General features: G+C 42.3%; 20 protein-coding genes. 17 read left to right on the top strand and 3 right to left on the bottom strand.

Annotated elements, in window-relative coordinates; translation table 11 throughout:
- Window positions 1-4: 4 nt before the first annotated feature.
- Complete coding sequence (locus G589_RS0106725; protein ID WP_242826428.1) at window positions 5-916, bottom strand: alpha/beta hydrolase; 912 nt, start codon at window positions 914-916, stop codon at window positions 5-7.
- Between the two features lie 109 nt (window positions 917-1,025).
- Between G589_RS0106725 and G589_RS0106720 the strand changes: the two genes are divergently transcribed.
- Window positions 1,026-2,393 carry a hypothetical protein gene (locus tag G589_RS0106720; RefSeq protein WP_026521551.1) on the top strand — a complete coding sequence of 456 codons (1,368 nt, stop codon included), beginning with the start codon at window positions 1,026-1,028 and terminating at the stop codon, window positions 2,391-2,393.
- A 147-nt stretch (window positions 2,394-2,540) separates the two neighbouring features.
- Window positions 2,541-3,158 (top strand): L-2-amino-thiazoline-4-carboxylic acid hydrolase, encoded by a 618-nt coding sequence (locus tag G589_RS0106715; protein ID WP_026521550.1) that lies wholly within the window; start codon window positions 2,541-2,543, stop codon window positions 3,156-3,158.
- Window positions 3,159-3,417: 259 nt separating this feature from the next.
- On the opposite strand, the gene G589_RS0106710 is transcribed toward G589_RS0106715, so the two are convergent.
- The gene (locus G589_RS0106710; protein ID WP_026521549.1) at window positions 3,418-3,924 is read right to left on the bottom strand and encodes a hypothetical protein; all 507 of its coding nucleotides are present in this window, start codon (window positions 3,922-3,924) and stop codon (window positions 3,418-3,420) included.
- 427 nt (window positions 3,925-4,351) lie between these two features.
- On the opposite strand from G589_RS0106710, the gene G589_RS0106705 reads away from it, so the two are divergent.
- From G589_RS0106705 to G589_RS0106640, 13 genes are all read left to right on the top strand, one after another.
- Window positions 4,352-4,957: an L-2-amino-thiazoline-4-carboxylic acid hydrolase gene (locus G589_RS0106705; RefSeq protein ID WP_026521548.1), complete on the top strand. Its 606-nt coding sequence runs from the start codon at window positions 4,352-4,354 to the stop codon at window positions 4,955-4,957.
- Window positions 4,951-5,850 (top strand): methyltransferase family protein, encoded by a 900-nt coding sequence (locus G589_RS21600; RefSeq protein ID WP_081647900.1) that lies wholly within the window; start codon window positions 4,951-4,953, stop codon window positions 5,848-5,850. Before G589_RS0106705 ends, G589_RS21600 begins: the two co-directional genes overlap by 7 nt.
- A gap of 1 nt (window position 5,851) precedes the next feature.
- Window positions 5,852-6,805 (top strand): ketopantoate reductase family protein, encoded by a 954-nt coding sequence (locus tag G589_RS19135; RefSeq protein ID WP_081668961.1) that lies wholly within the window; start codon window positions 5,852-5,854, stop codon window positions 6,803-6,805.
- Complete coding sequence (locus G589_RS0106690; protein ID WP_330366661.1) at window positions 6,780-7,562, top strand: alpha/beta hydrolase; 783 nt, start codon at window positions 6,780-6,782, stop codon at window positions 7,560-7,562. Before G589_RS19135 ends, G589_RS0106690 begins: the two co-directional genes overlap by 26 nt.
- Window positions 7,559-8,056 (top strand): hypothetical protein, encoded by a 498-nt coding sequence (locus tag G589_RS0106685; protein ID WP_026497936.1) that lies wholly within the window; start codon window positions 7,559-7,561, stop codon window positions 8,054-8,056. Before G589_RS0106690 ends, G589_RS0106685 begins: the two co-directional genes overlap by 4 nt.
- Window positions 8,057-8,112: 56 nt before the next feature.
- Window positions 8,113-8,595 carry a hypothetical protein gene (locus tag G589_RS0106680; RefSeq protein WP_242826427.1) on the top strand — a complete coding sequence of 161 codons (483 nt, stop codon included), beginning with the start codon at window positions 8,113-8,115 and terminating at the stop codon, window positions 8,593-8,595.
- 18 nt (window positions 8,596-8,613) lie between these two features.
- Window positions 8,614-9,120 (top strand): hypothetical protein, encoded by a 507-nt coding sequence (locus tag G589_RS0106675; RefSeq protein WP_026521545.1) that lies wholly within the window; start codon window positions 8,614-8,616, stop codon window positions 9,118-9,120.
- A gap of 148 nt (window positions 9,121-9,268) precedes the next feature.
- Window positions 9,269-9,856: an L-2-amino-thiazoline-4-carboxylic acid hydrolase gene (locus tag G589_RS0106670; protein ID WP_026521544.1), complete on the top strand. Its 588-nt coding sequence runs from the start codon at window positions 9,269-9,271 to the stop codon at window positions 9,854-9,856.
- Window positions 9,857-9,935: 79 nt separating this feature from the next.
- Window positions 9,936-10,715 carry a class I SAM-dependent methyltransferase gene (locus G589_RS0106665; RefSeq protein WP_022779103.1) on the top strand — a complete coding sequence of 260 codons (780 nt, stop codon included), beginning with the start codon at window positions 9,936-9,938 and terminating at the stop codon, window positions 10,713-10,715.
- Window positions 10,716-10,734: 19 nt separating this feature from the next.
- On the top strand, window positions 10,735-11,454 hold the full coding sequence (locus G589_RS0106660; RefSeq protein WP_026521543.1) for a DUF6796 family protein: 720 nt from the start codon (window positions 10,735-10,737) through the stop codon (window positions 11,452-11,454).
- A complete protein-coding gene (locus G589_RS22085; RefSeq protein ID WP_196811853.1) occupies window positions 11,444-12,322 on the top strand; it encodes an alpha/beta fold hydrolase in 879 nt (292 codons plus the stop codon). Before G589_RS0106660 ends, G589_RS22085 begins: the two co-directional genes overlap by 11 nt.
- A gap of 232 nt (window positions 12,323-12,554) precedes the next feature.
- Complete coding sequence (locus G589_RS0106645) at window positions 12,555-14,267, top strand: S41 family peptidase (RefSeq protein ID WP_026521540.1); 1,713 nt, start codon at window positions 12,555-12,557, stop codon at window positions 14,265-14,267.
- Window positions 14,268-14,315: 48 nt separating this feature from the next.
- On the top strand, window positions 14,316-15,089 hold the full coding sequence (locus G589_RS0106640; RefSeq protein WP_026521539.1) for a PrsW family glutamic-type intramembrane protease: 774 nt from the start codon (window positions 14,316-14,318) through the stop codon (window positions 15,087-15,089).
- A gap of 23 nt (window positions 15,090-15,112) precedes the next feature.
- On the opposite strand, the gene G589_RS0106635 is transcribed toward G589_RS0106640, so the two are convergent.
- On the bottom strand, window positions 15,113-16,084 hold the full coding sequence (locus tag G589_RS0106635) for an AraC family transcriptional regulator (RefSeq protein ID WP_026521538.1): 972 nt from the start codon (window positions 16,082-16,084) through the stop codon (window positions 15,113-15,115).
- A gap of 121 nt (window positions 16,085-16,205) precedes the next feature.
- On the opposite strand from G589_RS0106635, the gene rhaB reads away from it, so the two are divergent.
- Window positions 16,206-17,654: a rhamnulokinase gene (gene rhaB, locus G589_RS0106630; RefSeq protein WP_026521537.1), complete on the top strand. Its 1,449-nt coding sequence runs from the start codon at window positions 16,206-16,208 to the stop codon at window positions 17,652-17,654.
- Window positions 17,655-17,680: 26 nt separating this feature from the next.
- On the top strand, window positions 17,681-18,943 hold the full coding sequence (locus tag G589_RS0106625) for an L-rhamnose isomerase (RefSeq protein ID WP_026521536.1): 1,263 nt from the start codon (window positions 17,681-17,683) through the stop codon (window positions 18,941-18,943).
- Window positions 18,944-18,977: the final 34 nt, after the last annotated feature.

Raw genomic sequence — 18,977 nt, 5'->3', positions numbered from 1 at the left:
ATGCTTAAGCCATAAGCTCCATAAAATTGACTCTGAACAAAAACTTTCTGATGATATCCTCATAACGGTCTGCGTCAGCAAGGATGTTACGGGTATGATCAGCGCCTTTAAATATGTGGGTCTCAGTATAGCCATTAGTTGCGTTTTCAAGCTCCATAGTATCGGATACAGGTACAACGCAGTCGCTGTCGCCTTGAATGAAGCAGATCGGAACTGTGTTTTCGCCAAGGCTGTCTCTTGTAAAGATCTTTTTATAAGAGTATCCAAACATAAGCCTGAAGAAGACTACAGCCGGATCAAAGAGCACCGGTGATACATGTGCCATCTGCTGAGCTAGCTTGCAAAGAAGTGAATAAAGAGAATTGTAGCAGCTGTCAGCGATAACAAAAGAGATATTGGGATGATACTTAAGAGCGGTAAGAGCAGTTACACCGCCGAGGCACTCGCCATGAACGCCGATCTTGATATCATCTCCGAAACGGTCAACGGTATCATTTATTACACTGAGAAGGTCCTTGCTTTCCTTGATGCCCCAGGTTGACGGAGACTTTTTGTTGTCGCCATGACCACGAAGATCAAAGAGAATACCGTTGTATCCCATTTTCCTGAATATGTTAAAGTATTTGATTCCACCGATTCTGCAGTAAGTTGATGAATGAACCAGTATGACAAATCTTTTGGTAGGAATGGCTGAAGGGATATAGGTCGTATGAAGTTCATAACCGTCAAAAGATTTTATTATGTATTCTTCACTTTTCCAGTTCTTGTACCCATCGAGAAAATGTCTTTTGTTTTCTTTCTGATATGCCTTGTTTGGATCGATGCACTTAACGATTCCCATTGATCTTGCAAATATTGCACAGAGTGTAAGATATAAAACTGCCAAAACTACTATGTTTGCTATTACGATTATCATATAACGCTACTTTCTATAAAAAAAATATAAACTGTTCTTTGCCCGAAGAAGTATAATAACATGAAAAAGAAAAAATGCAAGTCCCAAAATTGAAATTGGAGAATATAAATTGATAGATCTTTTTACACGTTTTAATAAATCAAAACTTAACATAGAGACGTTATCAGTGTTTGGCAGATCTGAGAAATTCCATTCGCCCGGAGCACTTTTGTATGTCGAAAACGGGAAAGGGCTTATTTATACAATTCAGTCCTACTCCAAGGAGGAAAAGAAAAGTCTGATGACCCTCATGTTCGGTGACAAGCCTCTTTTTCAGCTTCAGGACGAAGAATATTTTTGTCCGACCTGCGAAAAGATAGTTAAGACCGGATACAACCTTGAGCAGAGCAAAGAGTTTTCTTTTGATGCCATCAATTCTGATACAGCCTCTTTTAAAGAGGTGCTGGAGCAGATAAAGCCTTTGGTGGGGCTTCTTATGGATGGATATTACTGCATCTGGGATACTGAGCTGTACCCAACAGATGGAGGCGGCAACCTTTTCTGGGATTATCCGAACGATGATACTGTGAAACCGGGTTCGTGCCTGGTTTATCTAAAAGATGGCGAGTGGGGAAGCCTTAAGCCTCATTTTACGATAGCTACAGAGCCCTTCGAGAAATGTAACAAGGAGAGAGTTGAATATTACAGGCAGCATCCCGGCGCCAGAGCAATTGCCTATTTCATGGACGGGAATCTGACAGCTCTTTTAGATGGGCATCACAAGGCAATGGCAGCTGCGTTAGATCACAGGTCCTTTAACGCAGTTGTGATCACCAGGTGCTTTGCCAATGATTTTACGGAAAAAAGCGGGAAACAAAACAGGTTCATAATGGCAGATGATGTCAGGATAGATGCGCCTAAAAAGTGGGTTAACAAAGAAAGGCTTCAGAAGGTTAAAGATAAGATCCAAGCTAAGAGTAAAGGCCCAGCCATTGTAGAACCGCTCAAGACTCCTTCCTACAGGTCTGTGGAGGATACTTATCCGGCAAAAGAGCTTGTCAAATATTATCCGACTGCTGAGCAGCAGGCATGTATCGATACCTTTGACGTGATTAATGATGAGCTGATAGATGAATATATGAATAAGGCCCAGATGAGTGATGCTGCCAGATTCGGAGATACACTTAAAGCCAGGCTGATCCATGATTCCAGGAGTACCGGTAATTTGGTGACAGCCCTTGGAATAATGCGCTCCGAGAGATTTCTGGAATTTGCAGATTATATACTAAAGTTCCACTATGACAGTGATCTGCTTATAGATACGATCGACGCCCTGGTGGATTGGAACGAAAGAGGCAAGCAGCTTGGATATAATACGGAAAAAGAGATTTTCGAAAAGCTGGGGAAAGAGAGTCTACAGGATTATCTTATCTCCTACATGACAGAAATAGAGGGTGAGAAGCCTGTTGTCGGCAAGCATATATTTGAGGTGCTCTGAGGGTATATAAGGCCGGTTAAGTGGGTGCTCACAAAAAGAGCACCCACATTTTTTGTGATGAGTTAGCATAAACTAACGATAAGTGATATCATGAAATATAGCGATTTAAAAATCAGAGATAAATTTCAGTGGGAAAGGAAATCAAAAATGCAAAGTAAGGCAGAACAGATAATGTCCAAGAAAGGCTTCATAAAGGCTGAAATGGATAAGGCTTTTCCTAAGGAGCAAAGTGATAGGCTCTGGAATGATGCCACAGTTAAGCTTTCAGAGTATCTGCGTAAGTACGAGTCATTGCCTAAGGGAGTACATACCCATACTGATAGCAGGATTTTCCCTTCCTCAGCAATATATCTGACAATAAAGCCTATACTGGGCGAGGATGCAGCATATAAGGTTATTGAAGATGCTGCGATTGCAGGGTGCGTAGGTATACAGGCTAAGCTGGCCGGACTGATGAGAGTCCCCGGAATGAAAAGCTTATTTGTTAAAATGTGGGATCCAATGACCAAAAAGATATTTGGATCTACTTGCGGATTTCAAAATGTCTTTTACCCAAATAAAAAGGGCGAATACAGGATGGATGTAACAGAATGTCCTTATAGAAGATATTTTACGGAACTGGGGTGTCCTGAAATCACGAAGGTCTTCTGCGGAAATGATGACAGGATATATGGCAATCTTCCGGGACTTGAGTTCATCAGGACGGGGACATTGGGAAGAGGCGCAGACAGGTGCGATTTTTGCCTGCGAATTAGAAACAATTAAAAAGAACTAATACCAGCAAGCTGAGGTGATCGAAAGATGAAATATAATGGAATGCCTGCAGGAATATGGATTTTTTGACCGGTTCCTGCGATGTGCCATTTGGACTATACAATGAGTGAACTGGGCGGTGCTTCAGATTTTGTCAGGGAATATACACTGGCTTCAGGCGGTCCGTATTGTGACTGCGGATATAAGAAGAAAGCGTAGCATCGTCATACAAAAACAGGCCGGAGGAAATTGATTCCTCCGGCCTTTGTTATTATCCGCGAATACCTAAAAACAATGAGGCGATGACCAGTGAAAGGATCACAACACCTACAAATAGGAGAACATTAAGAAGTATCTTAACTCCGGTAGATTTTTTGCTTCTGGTTGCGATTTGAACAGTAAAGATAATTGCAAAAAGATTGACTACACCGCCAAGTGCTCCACCGAGAAATACGAAAAAGTTGATAGCATAAAGTACAACAAATACCCATGTCCATGCTGGGATAGGAGCTACTGTGTACTCTTCTCCGGTAACAACGTCCCTGCCGTTGTATACAAGGTGTTTCTGAGTGGTAGAAGAGAACATCTTTGCAATCTCACCGTTAGGGAGTGCAATATCAAATACTGCTTCGAAGATATTGCTGTCAGCACTGTTTTTGATGGTCTTGGCGTTCACTTCCTCACCGCCGTTGACAGATATCCAGGTATTCTTACGCAGACTGATCTCTATAGGTGTTCCGTCTGTGGTTGAAAAGTTCCAGGTTTTTGTTTTAGCCATTGAAAAATCCTCCATTTTTAAAATATGCCTTGGCCATATTACTACTTTTCCAATCATATTTCCACAAGAAAATGAACTACCCTCACCGACTCTGCGTCGGAAAGGGTAGTTCATCAATATCGAGTTGAATGGCGTATATATGATAAAGCAAGCCATGCACTTACTGACGGGCTTGATGAATGGGGCAATAGATCCTGCTGAATAAGAATAGGAGATGAGACAGAAAAATACTGCAGTACTATTGAAAAAGGAGTTAGCGTATGCTAACATTTGAGATAACTGATAATGATTTTCATGTTATTAAATATCTATTAAAAACACCCGGTGTCCTTTAGAGAAATTTGCCAGGGAAAATGGATATCTGGAAGTACTGCCAGTGTGCTGTCTGATAAGATAGCGAATCCTTAGTAAAGTTGGAGAATAAGGGATGGACAGAAAGATAAAAGCCTATAAAAAGATATATCGAAAGGCCATTGAAAAAACTGGACTTAATAATGTCGATGACAGAGTTGAAGCATACGCTGTCCGACTTTCTAAGATGTATGCCTCTGATGATTTCAGGAAACACAATGTTTATCCATCAACAAATACGCTTCATGTATATGCGGTAATTGCAATGTGTCTGGAACTAAAGCAATTTGGCTTTTCTGACACAGATATCATGGATTATATAAACGCTGGTTTTGAAGCAAGAAGGACATTTTTCAATGTGATAATTGCAATAATCAACGCACTTCCGAACAGTTTTGATATTGCAAGAAAGTGGAATATCGGCGACCATGAAAAACGAATGACTGATGGCAGCATAACCTATGATTATTTCAATGTCACCAGAGACAAGGTAGAATATAGAATTTCAAAGTGTATGTATGTCGAAATGTTTGAAACCTATGGGATAAGACCGCTTTGTAAAATATTCTGCAATACAGATACAAGAGCCTATTCGGGACTTACACGGCATGTAGAGTTTATCAGACATTCGGATTTATCAGATGGGCCTGCATGTCATGATGAGGTGATCAGAAAATGTTAAAGAACTACATGAAGGAAGGGCAGAAACTCCCTCTCTTTGGAGTCGGGCCATATATTGTTTATGGAATTGCTATGGTCAATGTAATAGGAATTATCTTGTTTGGCTATGTGCTTAAGATAGGAATTCTGTATGATTCATGGATACTTATTTTCCGAGTGGTTGGTACATTACTCATAATAATGGGAATCGGTGTATGGTATATAGGAGCTGTCCGGTCAGATATGGATGATTCTATAACAGAGAACAGGCTTCAGACCAATGGCATTTATTCATGGGTACGGAACCCGATGTACAGCGGCTGGTGGTTTGCGCTATCTGGGATTACCCTTATGTGGCATAATGCATGGCTGCTACTTTTTCCGATTGTTGACTGGATTATTATGACAGTTGCACTTATAAAAACGGAAGAGAAGTGGCTTTTGGATTTATATGGTGAGGAGTACGCTGAGTATAAGAAAAACGTAAACAGATGCATCCCGTGGAAACCTGGCATTGGGATATATAGAACGGAGATATCCACAGCTAAGTGGATGATATATGATTTGCCGGGGAATGCAGGCTGGATAATATGGATTGTTTGTACAGTGAAATGTTTGAGGCAAGAGGCGAATATGTATGCCGTACTTTCTGTCATAGTAGCAATTTTCATGATGATCGGCGTGTTGGAACTAATTAGTGAGAGGGCGGCAGGGCTTAACCGCATCCTTACAGCGACAAGGCTGCACAGGGGCTTTGGAGCATTGTCGCTGGGCGGACTAGTTGGAATCCCTATTTCAATATATGGAATCCTTTCAAATACTGATTATGGATTATCCCTATGGATGCTGACAGGAGCAGTATTATGTGCTCTGTTTGCAGGGCTCATCTTTGTGACCTTTAAAAGAGAGGAATGACATGAGAATACTTGTTTATGGAGCAGGAGTGTTGGGTGGAAATCTTGCAAGCAACTTGTACAGGCAGGGAAAAGATGTCACACTTCTTGCACGTGGAAAATGGTATGAAGAGATAAAAAGAAATGGGCTTAGTATTCATCATTATTTCGGCAGAAAGACCAATGTGAAGATACCTGTGATTAATGGGTTGAGATCGGATGATAGATACGACGTTATATTCGTGGTGGTCAGATATACCCAGATAGATAGTGTTGTTCAACCTCTTAAAGATAATGCTTCCAGGAACATTGTATTTGTTGGCAACAATCTTAAGACAGATGAGCTTACAAAAGAACTATCGGAGAAGTCAGTTCTTTTTGCATTTGCGATGTCTGCTGGTCATAGGGAAAAAGAATATATCAAATCGGTGTCGCTGAATAAGATAACAATTGGGAATACTAAGGGAACTCCATCGCAGGAGTTTTTTATAAAAAATGTATTCTCCGGAACAAACTTCAAAGTAGTCTATGAATCAAATATGACAGACTGGCTCATATGCCATGCAGCATCAGTAATACCAATAGCTTTTGCCTGTTATTATACAAATGGTGATATAAAAAAGCTTAGGCGCGACAAAGTTTATGTCAACAGGATCATGGACGCAACTATTGCGGCTTATACAGTACTGGAAGACAATGGGCATGAAATTATGCCTGATTCCGACAAAGACTTTAGGAATCCAAAGTTCAAAAAGAAATACCTTCCGTTCTATCAATTCATTTTCGCAACGAAGCTTGGAAAACTCTGCACTTCAGACCATGCGATGAATGCAGTCGATGAGATGAGTGCGCTCAACAGGGATTTCAAGGCATACATCGGGCAATACGGCGATATTCCAAAGCAGTGGACAGACCTTGAGAGGGATACTAACGGATATCTGATATGTAGGAATGATAGGAAAAATGACGATACATGAATTTGGAAAAGATAATGATAAGGTCATAGTGTTGCTACATCCGTCCGTGGTTATGTGGGATTACTTCGAGTATGTGATTCCGCTTTTGGAAAAGAAATACCATCTGATAATTCCTGCACTTCCGGGGTATGACCCTGACAACAAGAGCGATTTCACAAGTGTTGAAGAAATCTCAGCAGAACTGGAAGAATGGCTGAACCTGAACGGACTGAGCAATGTGACGTGTCTTTACGGCTGCTCCATGGGTGGAAGCATTGTAGTCAGGATGCTTGCAGGCAACAAAGTGACAATACAGAGTGCAGTAATCGATGGTGGTATTACTCCATATCAGCTTCCTTGGATCGTTACAAGATTGATAGCAATAAAGGATTTTTTGTTGATATACACAGGAAAAATTGGTGGAACAAAGCTGTTGGAAAAAGCTTTTTCTACTGATGAACTGTCAGAGGAAGATGTGCAGTACGCAGCAAAGGTCCTTAAGATGATTAGCGCTAAAACAATCTGGAGGACATTTGAATCCTGCAACAATTATTCCATGCCGAAGTATATCCATACTGACTGTAAATACATAGAATATTGGGTTGCAGAAAAAGAGGTAAAAGATAGAAAGTGGGATGTGGAATATATAAAAAAGATCTTTCCACATACAGTATTTAGAAAGATCAAGGACACAGGCCACGGAGGGCTGGCTCCATTTAAGCCGGAAAAGTTTGTGAGGGGGATTGAGAAGGTCATAAGGCAGGGGAATAAGAGATGATTCTAACTATATTTCTGACAATAATATTTTGCGTGGCGATAACACTGATGATGTTTTCTGCCGTAGCATTTATTCAGGATAAGAAGTTCTTTTCTTCAGCACCGAAAGAAGCGCAGGAGGCTATTTTGCCAAGGGAAAAAGAATTGTTCTACGGCGCCAGGACAATCGGATGGACTTTAATGATATTTAGTTTTCTGATGATACTGGGGGTAGGCTTTATCTCAATCTGGGACGGTTTCAGGAGTGGTTACACGTTTGGACAGTTCTTTTTCAGATTTGTCTTTATATTCACTGTTTACAAGCTTTATGACATGATCTGCTTTGACTACTTCCTGCTCATGAAATTCCAGTTTTTTCAGTTCTATTTTCCGGAAGTTGAAAGCGTTTATAAGAACAGAAAGTATGGATATAACATCAAGAGCCAGCTGCTGAAGCTTCTTGTGATATTCCCGGCTGCATCAGCGCTTGCAGCCTGGATATGTACATTGTTTTAAGGGAAACAATATTTTGAATGGGGAAATGGCAGTTTGAGGGTAATATGGGGGTGACTATGGTTCTAATATTAGAGTGCATTGTGGTTTGCTTTATACTATTTCTTCCCTGCGTTGTTGTTATAGCAAATGGAACAGAACAGGGAGCCTTTTTGTATGAAAAAGATGTGCAGGATCGCGTTGTAGAGATGGGACTTATCTCAAAGGCACAGATTGAAAAGAACGGTAAGTTATTCAAGTTATGCACGCTTCCAGTAATGATTGCTTTTGTGCTCTGGTCAGTTTATGGCATCAATGGAGCCAGAGGTTTTATAGTGCCATTTCTTCAAATATATGCTATGACAATGGCAGAAGGACTATTCGACAGATTCTTCATTGATTGGTATTGGGTAGAGCATACAAAAGCCTGGGCTATTCCGGGAACAGAAGATCTAAGGCCTTACATCCCCAGAAAGACAAAGACTGTGAAATGGCTGATTACGATTGTAGGCAATCCTATTATTGCAGCTGTACTGGCAGGGATTATGATGGTCATATTATGAGGGAGGGAAGCAGGTAACATGGTTTGGTATGTATTGGTAATTGAAGCGATAGTATTTGCAGTATTATTTACAACAATTCTTTTTGTGTCTTTTCATGGGGAAAAAATGTACAGTCCGGCATGTATCCATAATTACCCGCCTGATATTCAAGAAGAATACTTCAAAACACATGAAAGAGTGGATGTTTCATATAAATCAAAAAAGGTAGTACTGGCGAAGTCCTGTGGAATAATCATGTTTACAGTTATTCTTACCATATGCGCGAAGCTTGCCGGGGCAGTTACATTTTGGCAGGGATTCGCGATCGCTTTTGGACTCATGGTATGGATTGGAGCCTATGACACACTCTTTCTGGACTGGGTGCTATTTGCGAATATGAAAATGTTCAGGCTGGAAGGAACAGAGCACATGGACAAGGCTTACCATCAGAAGTGGTTTCATTTAAAAGGGGCTATATTCCCGGGACTGATGTTTGCACTGATTCCTGCAGCTCTTGTAGGACTGTTCATAAGTTTGATGAGGTGAGTATGAAAAGAGCTTTATGTATGATCTTGTAAGAGAAAAATGAAATGATAAATTTTTGAGAAAAGTTAGCAACAACTAACAATAAGTAGTATCATGAAGTATAGTAAGTAACAGATTGGGGATGAAGAAGCAACGGAGAGCAGTCTGTATGAGCAATACTCTTAAAAAATCTTCTATATTTAAGCGTTTTTATTCGGAATTGTCTGAGAAATACGGAAAAGCTAAGGCAAAAGATATATGGGATTATGCTGAAGAGGAGTTTTCCAGATTAAAGAATGCTGAACCATCCGCAGATAAGGCGAGTGTGTCATATGTCTTTCCGGCAGTAGCACTGTATCGTTCAGTTGAGCATTTCTATCCCGGAGAAGCTTTGGCTGTTACAAGAGGCTTTGGAACAAAGATGGGACGCAGACTACAAGGTATCTTTAGCAAGATTACTGCTTTTCCGGGCATTCCTTCACTCATGTGGAAGAGGATGGATAGAATTGCTGCAAAACTGAGCGATGGATATGAAATAAAGAACCTTAAAGTTACCAAAGAACAGTGCTTCATGGATGTGGTAAGCTGTCCTCTTTATGATAAGGCACGGGAACTTGGGACTCCGGAAGCTGTTCAGATGATCTGCTGCATGGATAAAGAATACATGAACGGCTTCAGGGGAGTTGATTATAAACGGACTAAATCAGTGGCTGAAGGTGATGACTGTTGTGACTACAGGCTCACAAAGTCGTTGTAAAGGCTATAGACATGAGAAATAGAGAATGCTATGATTTTGAGTTAGCATTAGCTAACGCTTTTAAAAGGAGGAGTGGACAATGGAACTTACTTTTGGTGATGTACAGGAAACAGCTCTTATTCCACTTGCGATAAAGGCAAGTGAGACAGCAAGATCTAATGCCAGGATAATTGATCTTAAGGCTAAAGAGATCATTGATGCGCTTGGAGTTGACGTTAGTAAATACGATCCCTTTTTATCACATGAGGGTGTAGTGGCTAGAACAATACTATACAGAAATGAGTTGAAGCGGCTTATAAGTAAATATCCGGATGCACTCTGCATAAATCTTGGATGTGGTTTTGATGATAAGTTCTTGCAGGTAGACAATGGCAAGATCACGTGGTTTGATGTGGATCTTCCGGATCAGATAGAGAAGAGACGTAAAGTGTACTCTGACAGGGACAGGTGCACAATGCTCGATGGGAGTGCGCTTGACGGAGAATGGACAAGGAAACTTCCTAAGCGAGACATGACCATCGTGGTTATGGAAGGAGTCCTTGAATACTTTTCCAAAGACCAGGTAAAGACATGCATCAACATGCTTTGTGACAGCTTCGAACATGGATATCTTCTTGCGGAGCTTCATTCTCCGTTCCTTGAAAAGAATGGTAGCCATCACGATGCTGTGAAACATACTAATGCTTCTTTCGGCTGGGGAACAAAGTCAGGCCGTGAATATCTGGATCTTGAACCAAGGATGAGCCTTGTGTCTGAGACGAATTATAACGAAGAAATGAAGAAATACTCAATACGCGGAAAACTTTTTGCTATCGTTGGAAAGAACATCAACAACAGACTGGCAGTATTTAAATGGTAAAGCATTAAGGGCGGAATGTATGGATAAGTTTAATGACATCGGAATTGATGACAAGTTAGACTGGAACAGGATAGAGAAGCTTATGCGGATAGGCATATTTGCCGCATGCATGGTGCTTGTGGGAGATGTGCTTATAGGTTATGGGATGCATGATTCCTCTAAAACAGGTATGGAATGGTTTTTGTCAGCATATTTGCAATTATCGGATACCAGAATGTTCTGGTCAGCATTTCTGGGATTCATAGGTATTCCGCTTGAGGCACTTTGCTATTTTGGAGTGTACAGGCTGATTGTTCCTAAATCACAGAAATATGCTCATCTTTATAGAACAGGAATACTTGGGGTATTGGCTTTCGCGGGATGTGGAGTGCATGTCCCGTGTTTGTCCACATGCTTCTTTTACAAGTATATGAACGATGTTGCCCCGGAGATTGCAGTAGATGCAGCAGTGAAATTTGGTAAATACTTTCTTTTGCCGGGGATGATAGTGTTCTTTCTATTCTGGATCATCCAACATGTGGCACATATTGCAGCATTCACAAAAGGGCTGACTCCATATCCTAAATGGTGCTGGATATTCTGTCCTGCGGTAGGAATGGCCGCAGTCATGCTGTTTAAGTTCCTTCCTGAATCAGAAGTTCGCAATGCTATTACTGCTGCTTGGATCAGTATAGGGAATTTGTGGATGTTCGTTGGACTTTTGGTTATGGCGAAGAAAGTTAAGGTTGGTGACAGATGATTATTCTGATACAGATGGTTTTATTCTGCCTGCTTTTTACTGCGATGGTCATGTACGCGGTAAGAGGGGGCGCTATTTATGGATTGTATTTCTATCCGAAAGCAGTACAGGAAAGGGAAATGAGATGTATATCAACGAGTATGGAAATCCGAATAATCCAAAGCTCATATTGCTGGCGCCAATGATGATATCCGGTGCAAATCTGTATGATCTGATGAGTCCGTATCTTAAGGGAGATTACTTTATCATCGCTCCCGATCAGGGAGGCCATGGTAAAGCCGGGGCATATATCAGCGCTGATGATGAGTACAGACAGCTTAAATCGTATCTGACTGATAAAGACTATAAGGATATCAAGCTTGTATACGGAGCTTCACTTGGCGTAGCAGTTGCATGGCGGCTATTCTGGGATTCCGATTTTAATTTAGAACGTGCCTGGTTTGACGGTGTTGCACTCAATAAGAGTTCTAAGATGGCAGAAGTGCTTGTGTGTAATCTGTTCAGAAAGAGAAAGAAACAGCTGGATAAGACTCATGTGGAAGCATCAAAATCCCTAGTGGATTGGTATGGCTATGACTTCGCAAAGATGATGACTAAGAACTTTGAAAGAATCACGCTGAGTGATATCGATGCAATATGCCATGCATGCTGTACCTACGATATGAAGCCATTGTCAAAAGAGCATCAGGCTAAACTGCACCTGGAGTATGGCGAGAAGGACTTTGACCTGAAGCTTTCTAGAAAATCTTTTGCCAAGTATATGCCGGATGTGAAGGTGGTTATTAGAAAAGGATATCCGCATTGTGGATACATGGCTGCGCATACCAGAGAGTATGTTGAAGAAATAGAGAAATTTGTAAATGTTTAAAAAGACAAAGAATATAAGGGGGCTTATTGGAAGCTTCTCATGGATTATCAAAAAATGGAAAGGACAGAATCAGTGCGATATCTGTCCATTTCTTTGCTTTAAACGCAATACAAAACATATTTTATCAATTTTTTATTGGAGTTCAAATCTGAATTGGCTCATAATTTATATGTGAGAGGTTGTTCCTTGCAATAAAAGGAAAAGTATTATGCGCCTGATCAGGAGGAGCTTCATGAAAAAGCAATCATACAATCAGATCTGGAGAGTTTTTGCATTGACCATCTTGGGAAGTGCTCTTTTGACTTCCTGCGGAACATCATCCGGAAGCACCCTTACTGAAATGGAGATTCATTTATATTTTCACTCTGCCAATAATGAGGAAAGTATCAAGCTCTTTTTCGCTGATGAAAGCAAAGACATTCCCTATCTTGACATTGATACTGCCGTCTCCCTGATGGAAAGAGTCAATCACGAGATTATTGAAGATAAAAATTATGCACTGACCGCTTCGGCCCAAGGCGCAGTGGTAACAATTACCCGTGAAAACCAGTATCCTATGCAGATAGATTGTGATAAGGACACAATAAGCTTTTATGATTTCGATGCCTTTTTTGTCCCGTCCTGGACGAGCACGGTTATAGATGTACTACAGCCGGATACAGTCTTTGAAGGCCTGATACTCTCAGAAGAAAACTCATACAGCCGCTTTGGTTCGGAGGTGGTTTTTGATCTGAAAAAATATGGGATAGACCTGATCGAAGAGAATGGTAAATACTATATTCCCATGCAGACCTTAAGCGATATTATGTTGTCTCTTCCGAGTTATGTATGTCTTTTGTATAACAACGAAGGAGTATTTGTGTATGAGTATGGATCGGAACCCGGAAGGGAACTTTTGAGAAAGTATTATGAAGCACAGCCGAAGGAGAGCAAAAGCGAGGCTCTCGCGGAGTTTACCTATAATGAACTGTGTATGGTAATGGACTATTATTATGGCCTGAAAGAAAGCCATGGGATCGAGAATTTTGACGACTTTTTTGCTGAGACAGCTCTTAGTGACGCGCTAAGGAGTACTGATCCTGAGATGTCTGCAAAGGCGATGAAAGTTTTGATGGAACTTTACATTGATGACATACACAGCGGGTATATGCTTAATTCGTGGCGAATGGGCCTGGATACTAACATTGAGGGGAAGAGTGGCAAGTCAATTCAGGATATGAACAGCTCGGCTATGAAGTATTACACTGCCAGAGAAAAGTTTTACCCTGATGGAGTCCCGGGCTATGAAGAAGTCGGAAACACAGCATATATCACTTTTGACAGTTTCATGACAAAAGATCAGGATGCTGATTATTATGAAAATGCACCTACTGCCGATACTCAGGATACAGTTGGTCTTCTTCTGTATTCATATTCTCAGATTACGAGAAGGGGAAGCCCTATAAAGAATGTAGTTATGGATCTTAGTATGAATTCAGGTGGCGATACCGTTACTGCAAGCTTTGTGATCAGCCTGTTTTTGGGAGAGGGTTCAGTATGTATCCAGGATACACTGACAGGCGCTTATTCCAACGAATGTTTTCGTGCAGATGCCAATCTTGATGGCAAATACGATGAAAAGGATTCGCTCCTTGATTACAATCTCTATTGTCTGACTTCGCCTATCAGTTTTTCCTGCGGAAATCTGGTTCCGAGCGTATTAAAATCATCGGGACAGGTCACAATATTAGGGCAGCAAAGCGGAGGCGGCGCATGCACCGTAATGCCATTTGTTACTGCAGATGGGACTATACTTCAAATGTCAAGCAATCATCGCCTGAGCTACATGAAAAACGGGTCGGTGTATGACATCGATCAGGGCGTTGAACCGGATTATGTGATCCGGCAGCCGGAGCACTTCTATGACAGGCAGGCACTGACTGAGTATATAAATGATCTGTACTAAGCTATAGGGTAACTGTTTATAACAACTTTTTGAGAAAGGGAAATTATCATGGACGTAAAAACAACTATTATTTCGATCATTGCTTCATTGTTTGCCTTAGTTATCTGTGGAATTATTTACCTCCGAATGATCAAAAGGGAAGTCCCTGAGCCTATAGGGAAACTTCAGGCAATCCTGCCGATAGTTTTGGGCGGCATTTGCGTACCGATTTCCGGTCCTACCGGTCTTGGTTTAGCATATGCATTTAAAAGTATTGGGGTATCGGGTGAAGCAATGGCAAATTTCCCGGCAGCTTTTTATACAGCCTTCTGCGTAGCGGGAGGAACGGAGGAACTGTTTAAGTTTCTTGCGATCATCATCACAATCGTCATCTTAAAAAATAAGATAAATAACGTTTATGAGTATATCCTCATTGGTGCTGCTGTGGGCTTTGGCTTCACGGTTGTGGAAGACTTTACTTTTGGGTCGTCGATTATTGTATTATTGATCAGAACTCCTTTAATGTTCACTCATATGACGCTTAACATGATCATGGGAGAGTTTATTGGCAGGGCAAAGTATAACAAACAAAAAGGCGAAGGACCTACTGCATTATACTGGGCTCTGGCACTCATCGTCCCAATGGCTTTACATACTCTGTATGATGCGGGAACAGTCTTTAATTATCCTGCTATAAGGGGCGGCGATTTTATTGTAGGCGGCATACTTGGCGGCATAGCAGTTTTGACAAATGTTGTTGTTTTGATCAATGTGCTGGTAAGAGCCAAGAAGAATGCAGAAAAGTTCTCTGCTCTGACAATCTTACCCAAAGACGCGCAGTAAAAGAGGTAGCTGCGTAAATCTACTTACCCCAGCACACTGACCTTCTTCCTGTAATCCCTTGGGGAGCACCCATACTTCTCCGAAAACTTCCTATAGAAGTATGCACTGTTCTCGTACCCGATCTTCTCAATGATCTTCTCGGTGGTAAGTGTCGTGTTCTCCAGATAATACGCAGCCTGCTGGAGCTTTCTGGTCTGAAGGAGCTGCTTGAAATTGCTCCCGGTGTGACTCTTTAACAGACGACTTAAATAAGCCGTCGAATAGCCGGTTACAGACGCAAGTTCATCAAGAGTACCACTCTTATAGTTATGATCGATGTACTCAAGCGCATTGATGGTTGTTTGCTGGCCCTTTGAGCCCATGTCCTTAAGGGTATCGGAAGAGAGCGCAGCAAGATTCATCAGTAAAAGATCCATCGTAGTATTTACAATCTGGTTCATGCCCTTGTGGCCTGAGGTGAGCGTCCAGATAAGATTCTCAACAAGATTATCCACAGCGATCATATCTTTTGTGTGATACAGAAGATAGTCGCTGTGATTTTTTTTCTCCGACAGTGAAGTGATGATGAAGTCGCGCAGCACGTTCTCTCGGTCATAGGATACATCACTCCGGGAAAAGAACTCCGGGAGGATTATAATGTTTACCGCTATATCTTCGCTGCTGCATGGCATGATCTCGTGTTTGGTGTGACGGTTCATCAGAAGGATATCTCCCTCGGATAAAAAGAGAGTATCGCCGTCAACGATCTTGGTAGTCAGATTTCCCTTTATCATCACCAGCATTTCTATATAGTTGTGCCTGTGCACCGGGAAGTACGCAAACCTGGTGTGGGGGCGGATAGCAATGAGCTTACCCTTTTCAAGGAGCTTGGCAGCATCGATGACAAACTCATTCTCGGAGGTGTAAAGCTCTTTTGAAATAGCGCCGTTTTCCCTGATAATGCGCTCTTCTTCCTCGGTCATTTTACTTAAGGTTTCAACAAGTTCTTTTCTCATAAATCACCCATAAAAATACATGTCAAATAAGGTTCCATTTTGTGAGAGATATGGTCCTAGAATGTTCCTCACATATCCCATATTATAGCATTGTTGACACTAAATGTATTGGAGTTTCGATATGAATAAAAATTTTCTTGCAATTGACATAGGTGCTTCCAGCGGACGCCACATAATCGGATGGCTGGAAAACGGGCAGATGTTTCTTAAGGAAATGCACAGATTTGAGAACAGGCAGCTCCAGAGAAACGGCCACCTTGTGTGGGATACGGACAATCTCTGGAACGGGATCATAGATGGACTCAAGGCCTGCAAGGCAGAGGGCATGATTCCTGAATCCATCGGCATCGACACCTGGGGCGTTGACTACGTGCTCCTTGATGAAGCAGGAGAGATGCTGGATGATGCTGTTGCTTACAGGGATCTTCGAACAGAGGGCATTGAGGAAGAGGTCTTTTCCCTCATTAGTGAAAAAGAGCTTTATGAGAGATGCGGAATTCAGAAGCAGCCCTTCAACACGATATATCAGCTGATGGCACTTAAGAAGGAAAGCCCGGAACTTTTGGAGAAGGCACAAGCTCTTTTAATGATGCCTGACTATCTGGGCTACAAGCTGACAGGCGTAAGGAAGCAGGAATACACCAACGCCACCACATCGAACCTGGTAAATGCAGCCGGTAAGACCTGGGACATGGAAGTGATCAGAAGGCTTGGACTTCCTGAGAGGCTCTTTGGAGAGCTGTCGATGCCCGGCACAACAGTCGGTAATCTTGCAAAAGACATACAGGAAGAAGTAGGGTTTGACGCAACGGTAATCCTTCCTGCAACCCATGACACAGGCTCAGCTTTCCTGGCAGTTCCTGCAAGAGATGACTCATCGGTGTTCCTGTCAAGCGGAACCTGGAGCCTTCTTGGACTTGAGAACAAAGAGCCTATAACAAGCGAAAACGCAAGGCAGCAGAACCTCACCAACGAGGGCGGCGCCTGGTACAGATACAGATTCCTTAAGAACATCATGGGACTGTGGATCATCCAGTCCATAAGGCGAGAGCTTAACGGCACGGAATATGTCGAAGGAAGAAAGAGTAAGTACGCAGACGGCAAGAATTACAGCTTCCCAGACCTCATTGCAGCAGCAAGGGAATGTGCGGATTTCGGGGCAGAGATAAATGTCAATGATGATGCATTTCTTTCACCCGAGAGCATGATCGACGCCATCAAGGACCACTGCAGAGAGCATGGTCAGCCGGTTCCCGAGAAAGTGGGAGAAATCATGCAATGTGTTTACCGTGGACTTGCAAAATGCTACGCGGACACAATAAAAGAGATTTCCGCAATCACAGGAAAAACCATCACATCCGTCAACATCATCGGCGGCGGATGCCAGGATGCCTACCTCAATGAGATGACAGCACAGGCAACGGGCCTTACTGTCTACGCAGGACCAATCGAAGGAACAGCGATCGGAAATCTTGCCATTTTGATGATCGCATCAGGAGAGCTTTCTGACCTTCAGGCAGCAAGAGATGTTATCTATAACAGTTTTGAGATAAAAGAGTTCAGAGCATAAAACTATATAAACGGAGGAATTTAGAAATGAGTTACGAACAGGCAAAAGAGAGATACGCTGCAATCGGCGTTGACACAGAAAAAGCAATCGAGAAGCTTAAAGAGGCTGAAATCGCGCTTCACTGCTGGCAGGGAGACGATGTAAGAGGTTTTGATACAGATCCAAGCAAGCCCCTTACAGGCGGAATCCAGACAACAGGAAATTATCCCGGAAGAGCAAGAACTCCCGAGGAGCTCATGGCCGATATCGACGAGGTTTTAAAGCTGATTCCCGGACGTGCCAAGATGAATCTTCACGCAAGCTATGCGATCTTTGATGATGAGAATGGCGGATGGGTAGACAGAGATAAGCTTGAGCCCAAGCACTTCAAGAAGTGGGTAGATTTCTGCAAAGAGAGAAAACTTGGCTGTGATTTCAATCCTACATTCTTCTCACACCCTAAATGCGATCCGCTCACTCTTTCTTCTCCCGATGAAGAGACAAGAAAGTTCTGGATCGAGCATGGTAAGGCATGCATCAGAATTTCCAATTACCTCGCTGAGGAGCTTGGCGAAACCTGTGTAATGAACATCTGGACAGGCGACGGTTTCAAGGATATTCCTGCAGACCGTAAGGGACCGAGAGACCGTTACAAGGATTCCATCGAGCAGATCCTCTCAGAGCCCTTTGATTTTAACAAGGTTAAGCCCTGCGTTGAGTCCAAGGTTTTCGGAATCGGCGTAGAGTCCTATACAGTAGGTAGCGCAGAGTTCACATTGTCTTTTGCAGCAACACATTCAGACAAGTGCATTCCTCTTATGGACAACGGCCACTACCACCCAACAGAGGTTGTAAGCGACAAGATTCCTGCACTCCTGTCATTCTATCCCAACATCGCACTTCACATCACAAGACCTGTGCGCTGGGATTCTGACCACGTTGTACTCTTTGATGATGAGACAAAAGAGATTGCCAAGGAAATCGTACGTTGTGGCGGCCTCGACGGAAGAGTATTCATGGCACTTGATTACTTCGATGCATCCATCAACAGAATCGGCGCTTGGGCAACAGGCTTCAGGAATACTCAGAAAGCTCTTTTAAATGCCCTGCTCACACCTAACGAGGAGCTGAAGAAGTTGCAGGATAATTCAGAATTCACCAAGCTTATGATCACACAGGAAGAGCTTAAGACCATGCCATTTGGCGATGTTTGGAACGAGTACTGCAAGAGATGTGGCGCTCCGGAAGATGGCAAGTGGTTTGAGGAAGTTGAAAGGTACGAAAAGGAAGTTCTCTCTAAGAGAGTTTGAACTTTGAATTTATAAATAATAGGAGATGACTGGT

It is taken from the genome of Butyrivibrio sp. VCB2001 (assembly GCF_000423965.1).
GTDB lineage: Bacteria > Bacillota > Clostridia > Lachnospirales > Lachnospiraceae > Butyrivibrio.
This window is presented reverse-complemented; position numbering and strand designations above follow the sequence as displayed.

Coding starts and splice junctions, on each gene's coding strand:
- G589_RS0106725 (WP_242826428.1), bottom strand. CDS start 916: ATGATAATCGTAATAGCAAACATAGTAGTTTTGGCAGTTTTATATCTT.
- G589_RS0106715 (WP_026521550.1), top strand. CDS start 2,541: ATGCAAAGTAAGGCAGAACAGATAATGTCCAAGAAAGGCTTCATAAAG.
- G589_RS0106710 (WP_026521549.1), bottom strand. CDS start 3,924: ATGGCTAAAACAAAAACCTGGAACTTTTCAACCACAGACGGAACACCT.
- G589_RS0106705 (WP_026521548.1), top strand. CDS start 4,352: ATGGACAGAAAGATAAAAGCCTATAAAAAGATATATCGAAAGGCCATT.
- G589_RS21600 (WP_081647900.1), top strand. CDS start 4,951: ATGTTAAAGAACTACATGAAGGAAGGGCAGAAACTCCCTCTCTTTGGA.
- G589_RS19135 (WP_081668961.1), top strand. CDS start 5,852: ATGAGAATACTTGTTTATGGAGCAGGAGTGTTGGGTGGAAATCTTGCA.
- G589_RS0106690 (WP_330366661.1), top strand. CDS start 6,780: ATGATAGGAAAAATGACGATACATGAATTTGGAAAAGATAATGATAAG.
- G589_RS0106685 (WP_026497936.1), top strand. CDS start 7,559: ATGATTCTAACTATATTTCTGACAATAATATTTTGCGTGGCGATAACA.
- G589_RS0106680 (WP_242826427.1), top strand. CDS start 8,113: ATGGTTCTAATATTAGAGTGCATTGTGGTTTGCTTTATACTATTTCTT.
- G589_RS0106675 (WP_026521545.1), top strand. CDS start 8,614: ATGGTTTGGTATGTATTGGTAATTGAAGCGATAGTATTTGCAGTATTA.
- G589_RS0106670 (WP_026521544.1), top strand. CDS start 9,269: ATGAGCAATACTCTTAAAAAATCTTCTATATTTAAGCGTTTTTATTCG.
- G589_RS0106665 (WP_022779103.1), top strand. CDS start 9,936: ATGGAACTTACTTTTGGTGATGTACAGGAAACAGCTCTTATTCCACTT.
- G589_RS0106660 (WP_026521543.1), top strand. CDS start 10,735: ATGGATAAGTTTAATGACATCGGAATTGATGACAAGTTAGACTGGAAC.
- G589_RS0106645 (WP_026521540.1), top strand. CDS start 12,555: ATGAAAAAGCAATCATACAATCAGATCTGGAGAGTTTTTGCATTGACC.
- G589_RS0106640 (WP_026521539.1), top strand. CDS start 14,316: ATGGACGTAAAAACAACTATTATTTCGATCATTGCTTCATTGTTTGCC.
- G589_RS0106635 (WP_026521538.1), bottom strand. CDS start 16,084: ATGAGAAAAGAACTTGTTGAAACCTTAAGTAAAATGACCGAGGAAGAA.
- rhaB (WP_026521537.1), top strand. CDS start 16,206: ATGAATAAAAATTTTCTTGCAATTGACATAGGTGCTTCCAGCGGACGC.
- G589_RS0106625 (WP_026521536.1), top strand. CDS start 17,681: ATGAGTTACGAACAGGCAAAAGAGAGATACGCTGCAATCGGCGTTGAC.